Raw genomic sequence first — 14,076 nt, 5'->3', positions numbered from 1 at the left:
GCCTGAGAGAAGTTTAGCCGGTGGGAGCGTTTTCACACAGCCTGGGCCATTTGCGGACTGTCGTCTGCAAGCGATCAGAACGCAGGCGAATCGATCGAGATCGTTTGCGTATTCTCGGCCTGCGCCTCGCTATTGGGCACGGTGGGTGACTTACCTTCATCCAGTGCCGGCGGCTCCTGGGCGGTGCGGTTGTTGGTCATCCAGGTCAGGATGTCGAAATAGGCGCGAATATTGCCCACATAGGTTGCCGCCTCATGCCCGCGCGCATATCCATAGCGCGTATCCGAGATATAGCGTTCCTGGGTGAGCCAAGGCAGTGCATCGCGCAAATTCACCCACAGATTCGGGTCGCGACCGCGATCTTCGAGCAGGCGGCGTGCGTCCATTACGTGCCCGTAGCCGATGTTGTAGGCGGCCAAAGCGAACCATGTCCGGTCGGGCTGCTGGATCTCTTCGGGCATGCGTTCGAGCATGCGTACGAAATAGCGTGCACCGCCGTCGATGCTCTGGGCCGGATCGCGCCGGTTGGTGACGTTCATGTCGGATGCGGCGGCGCGTGTAAGCATCATGATGCCGCGCACGGTCGTGGGGCTGACCGCGTTCTTGTCCCAGTGGGACTCCTGATAGCCGATCGCGGCGAGCAGGCGCCAGTCCAGGCCGTATTCCTCGCCGGCGCGCTTGAAATAGTCTTCCCACAGGTGCAGGCGGTTATCGACCTGGCGGGCGAACTCGTGCCCGCCCACAAAACCCAACCGTTTGACGTGGCCGAAGTAACGATCACGCAGAATATGCAGGCGGCCGTTTTCCTTGACCTGCTCGAGAAAGGCGATCGCTTCGTTATAGAGCGTGTTGTCGCCGCCCATGTCGCCCCGACCCGGCATGGCCCAGGCCGTATGTTGGCGTACCTCGTCGAGGCTGAATGCCACGCGCAGGTTGGGGTAGTAGCGCTGGTTCATGTCGACGATGTCCGCGCTTGCGATCGTCGCCGCGAGATCGCCGGCGGCCACCCGGTCCATCAGTTCTTCGGTATTGGCCTGCTCGTCGACCGTGAATTCGATATCCGGTCGATTCGCGCGCAGCCAATCGGCAAACGCCGTATGCGCCGGTAACACCAGATCGCCGGACAGGTCGGCCAGTTTCCTGGGTTTATGTTTGTAGACGCGATAGACCACTTCCAGCTTGGCTTCATCGTAGGGGGGCGTGAAGCGCACTTTTTCCCGGCGCGGCTCGCTGACCGCGACGCCTACGCCGATATGCGCATGCCCGGAGGCGACCGCGTCGATCACGGCCTGCTGGTCTGGCATGACGACCATATCGAAGCGCAGCCCAAGCGACTGCGCGAACTCGCGGATCAGATCGTATTCGAAACCGGTGGGGCCATCGGCGTCCAGATAGTAGGTGGTGGCCGAGTTGACCGTAGCCACGCGCAGCGTGCCGAGCGTGTCGATTTGTTCGAGCAGGCCGGGGCGTTCGATGCACGTCGCCAGCCCCAGCGTCAGCGCGGCGATCGTAATCAGCTGCAGGAGGCGCAGCAATTCGCGCAATCCGCTCATTGCGCGCAGCACCGCATTAGGCGCCAGGAGAGGCGTCGGGACGAAATCGTGGTCATGGCATCAGGCTATCTTGCACACAAGTCTTGGGAAAGCCGTCTTAATCATTTAACATACGCGACTTCGCAATAAGCCTGCGGCCAGCGTACCCCGCTAAAGCGCCGGCAGGCTGAACGAGTTTCAGGAGAGGTACCGAAGCGGTCATAACGGCACCGACTCGAAATCGGTTGGGGGCTAACCGCCCCACGTGGGTTCGAATCCCACCCTCTCCGCCATCTTTTTGACCCCCTGGACCGGCCCTGCCATGTCGTCAGCAGACTCCAAGCAGCGTCTCTACCGCGTGGCCTTCTTCAACCAGGGTGAAGTCTACGAAGTCTTCGCGCGCTCGGTGTCCCAGGGCGCGCTGTTCGGGTTCGTCGAAATCGAGAAGCTGGTCTTCGGCGAGCGCTCCTCGGTGGTCATCGACCCGGCCGAGGAAAAGCTCGCCAACGAGTTCGCCGACGTCGAGCGATCGTATATCCCCATGCATTCGGTGATCCGTATCGACGAGGTCACCCGCCGCGGCACGGCCAAGGTGACGCCGGCCGATAGCGACAGCAAAGTGCGTCCGTTCCCTGTTTATACACGCCAGGGCCCCGGCGGCGGTGGTCAGGGCAATCGCTAGTGCGGCATCTCGTGAAGCGCGCATGAGTCGGACCGCGGGAAGCATGCGTTTCGCGCTGCTGGGCAGCGGCAGCAAGGGCAATGCGCTGGTGGTCGAATATGCCGACACGCGTTTGCTGGTCGACTGCGGCTTTTCCGCCCGCGAAATGGAGCGCCGCCTGGCCCGCCTGGAACTCACACCGGCGGATATCGATGCGCTGGTGATCACCCACGAGCACGACGACCATTGGCGCGGCGTGTCGCGTTTTTCGCGCCGACACGAGATTCCCGTGTGGCTCACGCCCGGCACTCAGGCCGCCAAGGCCACCGACGCGCTCGCCGCCACCGAGCTGTATTCCCCGCACGAGCCGTTCGCGATCGGCGATCTCGAGCTGTTTCCCTATCCGGTGCCCCACGATGCGCGCGAACCCGCGCAGCTGATCGTGGGCAACGGCGACAAGCGTCTGGGCATTCTTTCCGACAGCGGCTATGCGACCCCGCACGTGCGCGAGATGGTCGATGCCTGCGACGCGCTGGTGCTCGAATGCAATCACGACCCCGAGATGCTGGCCACGGGCCCGTATCCGGCGTCGCTCAAACGACGGGTGGCCGGCAAGCTCGGCCACCTGAGCAATCAACAGGCCGCCGAGCTGTTGACGCAAATCGATGCCACGAGCCTGCAGCAGCTGGTGGTGGCGCATATCAGTGAATCCAACAATCGCCCGGAGCTGGCCCAGGCCGCGCTTGCACAAGCGCTGTCGACCACGGCCGACTGGGTGCATGTGGCCAATCAAAGCGAGGGTCTGTCGTGGCGCAGTCTGGTCAATCGGTAGGCGAACACGAAGTCGCAGCCGTTGAAGTCATCGTCGGCGCGCCGGCGCTGGCAGAATTCGAACTCGAACGCCTGCGCGGCGGTCTGGCCGGCGCTGGCATCGACGTGGCCAGCCTCGTGGCCCGCGAAGTCTTCGTTGCCGCCTGCAACCGCGCGCCGAGCGACGACGATCGCGCGCGCCTGCAGGCATTGCTCGGCGTCGAGGCCAACGATGACGTGCCCGAGGGTGTCATCGCGATTCCGCGCCTGGGCACGGTTTCGCCCTGGTCGACCAAGGCCGAGGACATCGCCCGCAACAGCGGCCTCGACGCGCTGTCGCGCCTCGAACGCGGCGTGGTGTTCTCCTTCGGCAGCACGCCCGATTTCGAAGCGCTGGCCCAGAGCGGCGTGCTGCACGACCCGATGACGCAATCGCTGCTCCCCAACGCTGAACGTCTGCCGCGGCTGTTCGACACGCTGGCCCGGCGCGGGCTGCGCCGCGTGCCGCTGGCCGATCAGGGCGTGACCGCGCTGCAGACCGCCAATCGCGACTGGGGCCTGGCGCTGGCCGACGAGGAAATCGAATACCTCGCCCAACAGTATCGCGCGCTCGATCGCGACCCCACCGACGTCGAGCTGATGATGTTCGGCCAGATCAACTCCGAGCACTGCCGACACAAGATATTCAACGCCGAATTCACCATCGACGGCGAAACCCGCGCCAAGTCGCTGTTCGACATGATCCGCGATTCGCATCGCGCGGCCCCGCAGGGCGTGCTCTCGGCCTATCGCGACAACGCGGCGGTTGTCGAAGGGCATGTCGCCACACGTCAGCTGGTGGGCACGGATCGCGTCTATCGCCTGCACGAAGAACCCGTGCACCTGCTCATGAAGGTGGAAACGCATAACCACCCGACCGCGATCGCCCCGAACCCGGGTGCAGCCACGGGCGCGGGCGGCGAGATTCGCGACGAAGCCGCGACCGGGCGCGGCGGCAAGCCCAAGGCCGGGCTCACCGGTTTTTCGGTCTCCGATCTGCGTCTGCCGGGCGATATCCAGCCCTGGGAAACCGACGACGCCCGCCCGGCCACGATCGCCACGCCCCTGGAGATCATGCGCGACGCCCCGATCGGCGCGGCGCGCTACAACAACGAATTCGGCCGGCCGGCGCTGGGCGGCTATTTCCGCAGCTTCCAGTACGAATCCGACGCCACGGGCGTACGCGGCTATCACAAGCCCATCATGATCGCCGGCGGCATGGGCAACGTCCGCCCCGACGACGTGGAAAAACATGCCGTACCGGTCGATGCCGCACTGATCGTGCTGGGCGGCCCGGCCATGCTTATCGGCCTGGGCGGCGGGGCGGCTTCATCCATGGCCAGCGGCACCTCGTCGGCCGAGCTGGATTTTGCCTCCGTGCAGCGCGCCAATCCGGAAATGGAGCGCCGCTGTCAGGAAGTGGTCGAAGGCTGTATCGCACTCGGTGCAGCCAACCCCATCGCCTCCATTCACGACGTGGGCGCGGGCGGGCTGTCCAATGCGTTGCCCGAGATCATCGATGCCGACGATCGCGGCGGGCGTATTCGCCTGCGCGACGTGGACGCGGCCGACGTGAGCCTTTCGCCGATGGAAATCTGGTGCAACGAATCGCAGGAGCGCTACGTGCTGGCGATCGCGGCCGACCAGCTCGATGCGTTCGAAGCGCTCTGTGCCCGCGAGCGTTGCCCCTATGCCGTGGTCGGCACCGCCACCGCCGAGCCCCAGCTGACCGTCGAAGACGAAGAAGCCGACCGCGATGATGCGCGCTATCCGGTGGACATGCCCATGGGCGTGCTGCTCGGGCGCACGCCGCAGATGCAGCGCGACGTTGCGCACCAGAATCTCGATCTGGCGGCCTGGGATCATAGCGGGATTGATGTTGCCGAGGCCGTCGAGCGCGTGCTGCGCGTGCCGAGCGTGGCCAGCAAGGCGTTTCTGATCACCATTGGCGATCGCAGCGTGGGCGGCATGACTGCCCGCGACCAGATGGTTGGGCCCTGGCAGGTGCCGGTCGCTGATGTAGCCGTGACCACCACGGGCTTTACCGGCGACACCGGCGAAGCCATGGCCATGGGTGAGCGCACGCCGCTGGCCCTGATCGATGCCCCGGCTTCGGGTCGTATGGCCGTGGCCGAAGCGGTGACGAATATCGCCGCGGCGCGTATCGACAAGCTCACCGATATCCGCCTCTCGGCCAACTGGATGGCGGCCTGCGGCGAGCCGGGCGAAGACGCCCGGCTATACGACACCGTGCAGGCGGTCGGCGAACAGCTCTGCAGCGAACTGGGCCTGGCGATTCCGGTGGGTAAGGATTCGCTGTCCATGCGCAGCGTCTGGCGCGACGACGACGGCAACGAACGCCGCATGAGCGCGCCGCTGTCGCTGATCGTATCGGCCTTCGCGCCGGTGGGCGCGGCCCGTGCGACGCTCACGCCGCAGCTCGTGGCGCCGAGCGAAGCCAGGACCGCGCTGGTGCTCGCCGATCTGGGCAACGGTAAGAACCGCCTCGGCGGCTCGGCCTTCGCCCAGGCGTATGGTGCGCTCGGCAACATCGCCCCCGATCTGGACCAGCCCAAGCAGCTGCGCCAGTTCTTTGGCGTCATCCAGCGCCTGGCGAGCGAGAACCGCATCAAGGCCTACCACGACCGCAGCGACGGCGGGCTGCTGGCCTGTGTTGCCGAAATGGTGTTCGCCGGCCGCGTCGGCGCGGATATCGCCCTCGACGATCTCGGCGACGATGCGCTGGCAGCTCTGTTCAACGAGGAACTGGGTGCCGTGCTCCAGGTGGGGGCGGACGATGCCTCGGTCGTGGTCGGCGAGCTGCGCGCTGCCGGTTTGACCGCGCATGCGATCGGCACGGTCACCGCCGAGCCGGGCCTGGTCGTACGTCATGCAGGCCAGACGATTTACAAGAACACGCGCGCCGCGCTCGAACGCAGCTGGGCCGCGACCAGTCATGCCATGGCCCGACTGCGCGACGACCCGGCCAGCGCCGACGAGGCCTTTGAGGCCCTGCTCGACGACGCCGATCCGGGCCTGGCCGCCGAGCCCGCGTTCGACTTGAGCGACGACGTGGCCGCGCCGTTCGTGAATACCACGCGTCCGCGGGTCGCCATCCTGCGCGAGCAGGGCGTGAACGGCCATAACGAAATGGCCTGGGCGTTCTCGCGGGCCGGCTTCGAGGCCGTCGACGTGCATATGAGCGAGATCGCGGCCGGTCGCGATCTGTCGGATATGCAGGGACTGGCCGCCTGTGGCGGTTTCTCCTATGGCGACGTGCTCGGCGCCGGTCAGGGCTGGGCGAAATCGATCCTGTTCAATGCCGGTGCGCGTGCGGCCTTTGCCGATTTCTTCGAGCGGGAGGAAACCTTCACGCTCGGCGTGTGCAACGGCTGCCAGATGCTGGCCGCACTGGCCGAGATCATCCCCGGCACCGATCACTGGCCGCGTTTCGTGGCCAACGCCTCGCGCCAGTTCGAAGGGCGGACCAGCAGCGTGGAAATCCTCGAATCCAAGGCTGTGCTGCTCGACGGCATGGCCGGCACGCGCGTGCCGATCGCGGTGGCCCACGGCGAAGGCCGGGCCGAATTCGCCGATGCCAACGATCTGGACATGCTCGCGGCCAACGGTCAGGTAGGCATGCGCTATGTCGACGGGCGCGGCGCGCCAGCAACGCGCTACCCGGCCAACCCCAACGGCTCGCCCGGCGGCGTGACCGGCCTGTGCAATGCCGACGGGCGTGTGTTCATCACCATGCCGCATCCCGAACGCGTGACCCGCAGCGTGAACCTGTCCTGGGCGCCGAAGGGCTGGGGCGAGCTCAGCCCCTGGGCACGGCTGTTCGGCAACGCCCGGCGTTTCGTCGGCTAGGCGGCATGGCGCCCGAAGCGCAGCTGTCGTTGCGTGCCTTTCGACGCAGCGACACGGATGCGCTGGTGGCCCTGTGGCAGGTGTGCGGGCTGACACGGCCCTGGAACGACCCGTATCGCGATATCGAGCGCAAACTGGCCGTCGATCCTGAGCTACTCGTTGTCGGCGAGCGCGGCGACGAAATCGTGGCCAGCATCATGATCGGCTATGAAGGCCATCGTGGCTGGATCAACTATCTGGCGGTCGCGCCGGGCTGCCAGCGCCAGGGCGTCGGGCGCCGGCTCATGGCGCACGCCGAAAAGGCGTTGCGCGAGCGCGGCTGCCCGAAAATCAACCTCATGATCCGCGACGGCAATACCCAGGCTTTGGCGTTCTATCGTCGCCTGGGTTATGTCGAAGATGCGGCGACTGCGCTGGGGAAACGCCTCGAAGCCGACGGTTAGGCGTTTTCGCTGTAGATGCGGCGCAAGTCCTTGCGCGACACCTTGCCGATCGCGTTGCGTGGCACCGCATCCACCACCCGAGTATCGCTCAGACGCTGGAACTTGCCCAGCCGTTCGTTGGCCCAGGCCTGAATCGATTCGGCGTCGATATCCGCGCCCGGGGCGAGGGTCACAAAGGCCACGGGCGTTTCGCCCCACTGTGCGCTGTCCACGCCGAATACGGCCACGTCGGCCAGGGCCTCGTGTTCGCGCAGCACGGCCTCGATATCGCTGGGAAAGATATTGAAGCCGCCGGAGATGATGGTTTCCTTGGCGCGGCCGACGATATTCAGGAACCCATCCTCGTCGAAATAACCGATATCGCCGGTCCGAATGAAGCGGGCGCCGGTCTCGGGCTCGTACCATTCGGTCGCCCGGGTACGCTCGGCGTCGCCGTGATAGCCGCGCATGATGAAGCCGGAATGGCCGACGATTTCGCCCACGCGGCTGCGCTCGATCTCGATGCCGTCTTCGTTGATGATGCGCAGCTCGTGGCCCGGCATGGGCTGGCCTACGGTATGCAGCTTGTCCGGATGCTCGTGGGCGACCAGCATGCAGCTGCCGCCGCCTTCGGTCATGCCATAGAACTCCAGCAGCCCGCCCGGCCAGCGTTCGAGCACTTCGGCCTTCACGTCGGCGCCGAACGGCGAGCTGGTACAGCACTTGATCTGAAAGCTCGACAGATCGGTATGGTCGAAGTCGGGATGATCGAGCAGGCGCCGGTACTGCACGGGCACGAGCATGGCATGGGTGACGTGGTGCTGTTCGGCGAGCGCCAGAAAACGCCCGGCATCGAACTTGGGCATGAGCACGAGTATACCGCCGGCGGCCAGCGCGGGCATGAAGCTCACCAGCGTGGTATTCGAATACAGCGGCGTGGAGACCAGCGTGACCGAGCTTTCGTCGTAGAGCTTGACCACGCCGCCGGCGATCTGCGGCCAGCGCAGGCGGTTGGTATGTACGATGCCCTTGGGCGCGCCGGTGGTGCCGGAGGAATAGATGATGTTGAAGATCGTGTCCGGATCGGGTTCGACCGGCTCGGGTGTGGCGTTGTACGCGCCCAGCCACTGGCCGAACGGGGTATAAGCCGTTTCGCCGTTAATGCCTACCGGCTGGATCTGTGTGCGCTCGGCGAGTGCGGGCTGGGCATTGCGGCCATAGTCGTCGACGAAGGCGAAGCGCGCGCCGCTGTTGTCGAGCATCAGGCCGAGGGCCTCGGCGGTACTCGACGGCGCCAGCGGCGCAAACGAGCCGCCGGCGCGTAGCGCGGCGAGCATAACCACGACATAGTCGATGCTGTTCGCGGCGCACAGGGCGACAACGTCGCCCGGCGTGAAGCCGTCGCGCTGGAGCGCGGCGACCGCACGATCGACAAGCCCATCCAGTTCGCCGTACGTAACGCTGTTTTCGGCGTCGATCAGCGCAACAGCCTCGGGCCGGGCACTCGCGTGTTCATGCACACGGCCGGGCAGGGTGCCGAATTCGTCGATGGCCGTGGTCGGGACGTAGGTCGACATGGAATCTCCTCGTGCAGCAACGGCCGTTTATGGCCGGCGGGTTGTAATCGTTGTGCTGCGAAGTCTTGCACGGTGCACGCACCGTCGCAATTCGAATGAAACGACGTTTCAATCTGGCCTGCCGCGTTATACCTCGGTGCCACCGCAGGCCGGCGAATGGCCCGCAAACCAAGCTCGGTTTATTTGCATAGCCATACAGGGAAAGCGTTGCGTCACAAGATCTTTGTCCGCGAATAAACGCCAATAAACGCGAATGTAATTCGGCGTTGGCAGGCTTGGCGGCATCACTGTTTCAAGCGCCACGCCGATACAGCGGCGCGGAATACGGCTGTCTATGTGGCTGTCATGGCGATACCACGCCGCGCGTCGCTGACTTGCATTTGCGTGTCTTGGCGTTCATCTGCGGACAACCTGCTTGCTTGAGGGCGTCCCACTGAGTTTCATACATAATCAGCGTTATTTCGCGGACAAGATTCTTTTCGTGAGCGAAGTCGAGTAAAACGCAGACGTCAGCGATTCGATTCGCGCGTGGCGCTATGTCGACGATCCGCGCGCACGGGCGAGGATACGGCGGGCCACATCGAAATGCGGCTGGTCGACCATGCGTCCGTCGAGTTGAAACGCGGCCGTATCGGGATTTTCATCGACCAGTGCCTGGACTCGCGTCGCCCAATCCAGGGCGGCCACACTCGGCGCGAGTCCGCGGTGCAGCGTGTCGAGCTGGGCCGGGTGGATGGCCATCTTCGCGGTAAAACCCAGTTCGCGGGCATAGTCGCATTCGCGTTCCAGGGCGTCGAGATCACGAAAGTTGGCGCTGATCGCGTCGATGGGTTCGACGCCGGCGGCCGTGGCCATGAGCAAGCAGTGGCGCTGCATAGCGGCGGTGAGTGCGGCATGGGCGTCGGTCGTGCCGGCAATCGGCGGTCGCGCCAGGGCGGCCGACATATCCTCCATGCCCCAGCTATAGCCACGTAGCCGTGCATGGCCACGGGCCAGGCTTGCGGCCTGTTCGCCCACGACCGCTGCCGGACTTTCGGTGATGATGCCGACGATGCCGATCGGGTCGCGGTCCAGGGCGTCGCGTGCTTCCAGCGCGTCCAGCCAGGTGCCCATGCGTTCCAGCTGTGCGTGGCATTCCAGCTTCGGATGGACGATACCGGCAACGCGGGCCAGCGGTAGGCCTGCAAGCTCGGTTAGCGCTTGCGCCGGATCGCTGGCGTTCACCCGTACCCAGAGCGCGGGGCCGCTCGCGTGCGAGTCGCGAGATTGAAGAAATTCGACCGTGGTTGCCAGCGCTTCGTGCTTGCGAGCGGGCGCGACGGAATCCTCCAGATCCAGAATCAGCGCCTCGGCGCCCGATTCGAACGCCTTGGCCATCTTGTGCGCCGAATCGCCTGGCACGAACAGATACGAGCGCGGGCCGATGGTGGGCGTGTTCATGTCGAGGCCTGTGTGGGCATACGGCGCATCATCGCCTGGCGCCGACAGTTGGCCACTTCCGTGCCGTCTTGCTTGAACGCACGATGGATGAAATCGACGATGCCGACTTCGGGGCGCGAACGGCTTTCGCGCAGACCGGCGACTTCGGTGACCACATGCACGGTATCGCCATGAAACAGCGGCGCCGGAAAACGCGTGTCGCTCATGCCGAGATTAGCCACCGTGGTGCCCAGCGTGGTGTCGTTCACCGAAATGCCGATCATCAGCCCGAGCGTGAAGAGGCTGTTGACCAGCGGCTGGCCGAACTCGGTCTGCGCGGCGAAGTCGCGGTCGATATGCAGCGGCTGCGGATTCATGGTCATGCCGCAGAACCACATGTTGTCGGCCTCGGTCACGGTGCGGGTGAGCTCGTGCTCGAAACGCTGGCCTTCGTGAAACTGTTCGAAATACAGACCGGGCATCAGGCTCTCCTGGCTTATTCGTTGGGCAGACGCAGCGCGCCGGCGGCCACCAGCGCATCGATGGTGGCATCGTCCATGCCGTAGTCGTGCAGTACCGTACGGCCATCGATGCCTAGCTGCGGTGCCGGGGTGTCGGGCCGGGTGGGGGCATCGATGAATCGTAACGGTTGGCGAATGGTGTTGATGGCGCCTTCGCTGGGATGCGCGACCCGCTGGAAAAAGCCGACCGCGGCGAGATGCGGATCGTCGAGCAGATCTTCCAGGCGGTTGACCGGTCCGCAGGGAATATCCAGGCGCCTGAATTCGGCCAGCCATTCGGTGGACGTGCGCGCGGGCATGGCCTCGCCAAGCACCGCATACAGTTCGCCAATACGTTGGCTGCGCAGCGACGGATCGCGTACCCAGTCCGCATCGGCGAGATCGTCACGGCCGATCAGGCGCAGGAATCGTTCCCAGTGGCGGGTGGAATACGGCAGCGCCGCGATATGGCCATCGGCAGTACGATACGGCCGTCGATGCGGCGAGGTGAGGCGGTCGTAGCGCAGCGTGCCCTCGGGCGGCTCGAAGACGTGCCCGGATAGATGCTCGACGAGCATGAACGACGCCAGGCTTTCGAACATCGCCGCCTCTACGGCCATGCCTTGGCCGGTACGTTCGCGCGAAAGTAGCGCGCCGAGGATGCCGGCCAGTGCATACAATCCGGCCACCTTGTCGGTGAGGATGGTGGGCAACAGCTGCGGTTCGGCGGCTGGGGCGATATTCATCGAGGCGAAGCCGGTCATGGATTGGATGACATCGTCATAGGCCGGATCGTTCGCATACGGGCCGTCGCTGCCAAACCCCACCGCTGCACAATAGATCAGCCGGTCGTTGAGTGCGCCCAGCCGCTCGTAGCCCAGATCGAGTTTCTCGATCGCTTGCGGGCGCATGTTGTGCAGAAACACGTCGGCATCCGCGACCAGCCGATCGAGCGTCGCCTGCCCCTCGGCGGTCTTCAGATCCAGGGATATCGATCGCTTGTTGCGATTGAGGTTGAGATAACCCGCGCCCATGCGGGAGCTGCGCGCCGGTGCGGCCGCACGAAAGATGTCGCCGTCGGGCGGTTCGATCTTGATTACGTCGGCACCGAAGTCCGCCAGCATTTGCGAGGCGAACGGGCCGAACACGACCGTGCTCAGGTCGAGCACCGTAATGCCTTTCAACAATTCGAACATTCGAAATCCCTGCGATTCGATCAGACCCGGCGGCGATCAGGTATGCGTGCGCACCGGCTCGGCTGTTTCGAAGCCGAGTCTTGCACGATTCTTTTTTAGCTGCAATAATTTTTGAAACAATGGTTCACTAGGTGAAACTTGGCATACGCGCCTATTACGGCATTGATGCGAGGGCTGAAAATCCTCGAAACGGTCAACCGGCTGGGGCCCGTGCGTTTGACCGATATCCAGACTGCAACCGGGTTGCCCAAGGCGACCGTGCTACGCGTGCTGGATACGTTGCGTCATGGCGGCTATGTGACGATGACGCCGGACGGACGGGAATACCTGGTAGCCGCCCGCACACTGTCGCTGTCGAACAACTACGAAGCCGACGAGGCGTTGATCGCGACAGCCGCGCCGATACTTCAGGAGTTGCGGGAGGCGACCGGCTGGCCATCGGATCTGGCCTTCTATCAGGCCGGCAAAATGGTGATTGCGGATACCAATCGACGGCCGGGGAGTTTTTCGGTCAATCGCAAGATCGGCACGCGGGTATCGGTGATGCTGACCGCCATCGGTCGTGTCTATCTGTCGTTCTGCGAGGCCGATGAGCGCGCAACGATCATCGAGACGCTGCTGGCCAGCGATGACCCGGAAGAGCGCAGTGCCCAGGATGCGCAGGCGCTGGATGCGTTGATCACCCGCACGCGCGAACGCGGCTACGCGATCAACGAGCGCGAATCGGTGGCCACCATTCGCGCGGCTGCGGTTCCGGTCATGCACCAGGGTCGCGTGATGTGCGCCTTCAATGTGATCGGTCTCGCACAGGCCGTACCGATGCAGGAATTCGAGAACACCTACATCCCGATGCTCATGCAGGCGCGTGCGCGTATCGAATCGGCACTGGAGCGCCGTGACTGAGCGATGACGGCCGAATCACGGCCGGATTTTTCAGTGTCCGCACCGACTCTCGAGAAAGCCGGGCGGCCGCTACACAAAACGGAGGAGATGCCGTGTATAAGAAATCGATGGCGAAATCGGCCCGTGTGGCCGCGTTGTGTGTGCTCGTTGCGGCAGGCTGCCTGCCGGCCCAGGCGCGCACCCTCATGTTCGCCGATTCGTTTCCGCTATCTCATACGCTGTCCACTGACGGTACGCAGCGGTGGATGAAGCGGGTCGAGACATTGACCGACGGCGAAATCGATTTTCGCCACTTTCCGGCCGAACAGCTGGCCAAGGCCGGCGAGATCCTGCAGAAGATCGAGGACGGTGTGATCCAGGCCGGCTATATCGGCACCGGTTATGTCAGCGACGAACTACCGCTCAACGGGGCATTGATGCTGCCGGGCGAAGTCCGCGATACGGTCAATGCCAGCCAAGCGTACTGGCAGCTGCTCAAAAACGATACCCCATTGCGTCAGGAATATCTGGATAACGGCGTGGTGCCGATCTATGCCGTGATGCTGCCGCCGTATCAGCTTGTGCTCAAGCGTGGGCCGGTCAGCGACCTTGCCGATCTCAGGGGTCTCAAGCTGCGCTCGACGGGCAGTCTCAATCTGGTGGTCCAGGCAGTTGGCGCCAACCCGGTATCCATGGCGGCACCCGATGCCTATCTCGCGATCCAGCGCGGCACGCTCGACGGCACGGTGCTGCCAGTGACCAGTATTGCGCCTTACAAGGTCAACGAAGTGACCAGGAGCCTGAGCACGAATGGTCGCTTCGGCAGCTTCGGCATTACCGTTGCCATGGACAAGAAGACCTACGACGGCTTGAGTGAAAGCTAGCGAAAAGCAGTCGATGAGGCCGGCGACGACACCACTGTCCATCTCGCAAAAGTGATCGAAGCAGAGGTTCAGACCGATCTCGCCGAATTCCGCGACCAGGGCATGGCGGTCTATGAACTGCCTGAATCGATGCGCGAGGCACTCGAACCCAAATATCAGGCAGCCCAGCAGGCCTGGGTGAAACGCATGGCAGGGCGTGGGCTGGACGGTCAGGCGGTCATCGACGCCTATGAGTCGGCTTTGGCAGAAGTCCAGGCCGGTCGCTGAGGCGTTGACTTCTCTCA

At 64.3% G+C, this 14,076-nt stretch carries 12 protein-coding genes and 1 tRNA gene; 8 read left to right on the top strand and 5 right to left on the bottom strand.

All coding sequences use genetic code 11. The annotated features are described in order from the left end of the window. Positions 1–74 precede the first annotated feature (74 nt). The gene (gene mltF / locus T5B8_RS17405; protein ID WP_353180635.1) at positions 75–1,553 is read right to left on the bottom strand and encodes a membrane-bound lytic murein transglycosylase MltF; all 1,479 of its coding nucleotides are present in this window, start codon (positions 1,551–1,553) and stop codon (positions 75–77) included. A 180-nt stretch (positions 1,554–1,733) separates the two neighbouring features. Between mltF and T5B8_RS17400 the strand changes: the two genes are divergently transcribed. From T5B8_RS17400 to T5B8_RS17380, 5 genes are all read left to right on the top strand, one after another. Beyond that, a tRNA-Ser gene (locus T5B8_RS17400) sits at positions 1,734–1,825 on the top strand. Positions 1,826–1,854: 29 nt separating this feature from the next. Then, positions 1,855–2,214, top strand: a complete 360-nt coding sequence (locus tag T5B8_RS17395; RefSeq protein ID WP_006915318.1) for a DUF1820 family protein — start codon at positions 1,855–1,857, stop codon at positions 2,212–2,214. Positions 2,215–2,257: 43 nt separating this feature from the next. Further along, positions 2,258–3,025 carry an MBL fold metallo-hydrolase gene (locus T5B8_RS17390; protein WP_353180634.1) on the top strand — a complete coding sequence of 256 codons (768 nt, stop codon included), beginning with the start codon at positions 2,258–2,260 and terminating at the stop codon, positions 3,023–3,025. Further along, complete coding sequence (gene purL / locus T5B8_RS17385; RefSeq protein WP_293627780.1) at positions 3,001–6,912, top strand: phosphoribosylformylglycinamidine synthase; 3,912 nt, start codon at positions 3,001–3,003, stop codon at positions 6,910–6,912. Before T5B8_RS17390 ends, purL begins: the two co-directional genes overlap by 25 nt. A 5-nt stretch (positions 6,913–6,917) precedes the next feature. Continuing rightward, positions 6,918–7,355, top strand: a complete 438-nt coding sequence (locus T5B8_RS17380) for a GNAT family acetyltransferase (protein WP_502950811.1) — start codon at positions 6,918–6,920, stop codon at positions 7,353–7,355. Here T5B8_RS17380 and T5B8_RS17375 read toward each other — a convergent pair. The 4 genes from T5B8_RS17375 to T5B8_RS17360 all read right to left on the bottom strand — a co-directional run bounded on the left by T5B8_RS17375 (position 7,352) and on the right by T5B8_RS17360 (position 12,026). After that, entirely contained in the window at positions 7,352–8,911 is a 1,560-nt protein-coding gene (locus T5B8_RS17375; protein WP_353180633.1) for a class I adenylate-forming enzyme family protein, read from the bottom strand. The genes T5B8_RS17380 and T5B8_RS17375 overlap by 4 nt on opposite strands. Positions 8,912–9,445: 534 nt before the next feature. Further along, complete coding sequence (locus T5B8_RS17370; protein ID WP_353180632.1) at positions 9,446–10,351, bottom strand: HpcH/HpaI aldolase/citrate lyase family protein; 906 nt, start codon at positions 10,349–10,351, stop codon at positions 9,446–9,448. Further along, positions 10,348–10,812: a MaoC family dehydratase gene (locus tag T5B8_RS17365; RefSeq protein WP_353180631.1), complete on the bottom strand. Its 465-nt coding sequence runs from the start codon at positions 10,810–10,812 to the stop codon at positions 10,348–10,350. The genes T5B8_RS17370 and T5B8_RS17365 overlap by 4 nt, the downstream gene beginning before the upstream one ends. Positions 10,813–10,826: 14 nt before the next feature. Beyond that, the gene (locus T5B8_RS17360) at positions 10,827–12,026 is read right to left on the bottom strand and encodes a CaiB/BaiF CoA transferase family protein (RefSeq protein WP_353180630.1); all 1,200 of its coding nucleotides are present in this window, start codon (positions 12,024–12,026) and stop codon (positions 10,827–10,829) included. A gap of 165 nt (positions 12,027–12,191) precedes the next feature. On the opposite strand from T5B8_RS17360, the gene T5B8_RS17355 reads away from it, so the two are divergent. The 3 genes from T5B8_RS17355 to T5B8_RS17345 all read left to right on the top strand — a co-directional run bounded on the left by T5B8_RS17355 (position 12,192) and on the right by T5B8_RS17345 (position 14,059). Further along, a complete protein-coding gene (locus T5B8_RS17355) occupies positions 12,192–12,929 on the top strand; it encodes an IclR family transcriptional regulator domain-containing protein (RefSeq protein WP_353180629.1) in 738 nt (245 codons plus the stop codon). Between the two features lie 92 nt (positions 12,930–13,021). Beyond that, the gene (locus tag T5B8_RS17350) at positions 13,022–13,792 is read left to right on the top strand and encodes a TRAP transporter substrate-binding protein (protein WP_353180628.1); all 771 of its coding nucleotides are present in this window, start codon (positions 13,022–13,024) and stop codon (positions 13,790–13,792) included. A gap of 51 nt (positions 13,793–13,843) precedes the next feature. Beyond that, positions 13,844–14,059 (top strand): hypothetical protein, encoded by a 216-nt coding sequence (locus tag T5B8_RS17345; protein WP_353180627.1) that lies wholly within the window; start codon positions 13,844–13,846, stop codon positions 14,057–14,059. Positions 14,060–14,076: the final 17 nt, after the last annotated feature.

The sequence above is a fragment of the Salinisphaera sp. T5B8 genome (genome assembly GCF_040361255.1).
Classification (GTDB): domain Bacteria; phylum Pseudomonadota; class Gammaproteobacteria; order Nevskiales; family Salinisphaeraceae; genus Salinisphaera.
Note: the sequence above shows the minus strand (reverse complement) of the source record. Positions and strands in the feature narration are given on the sequence as shown.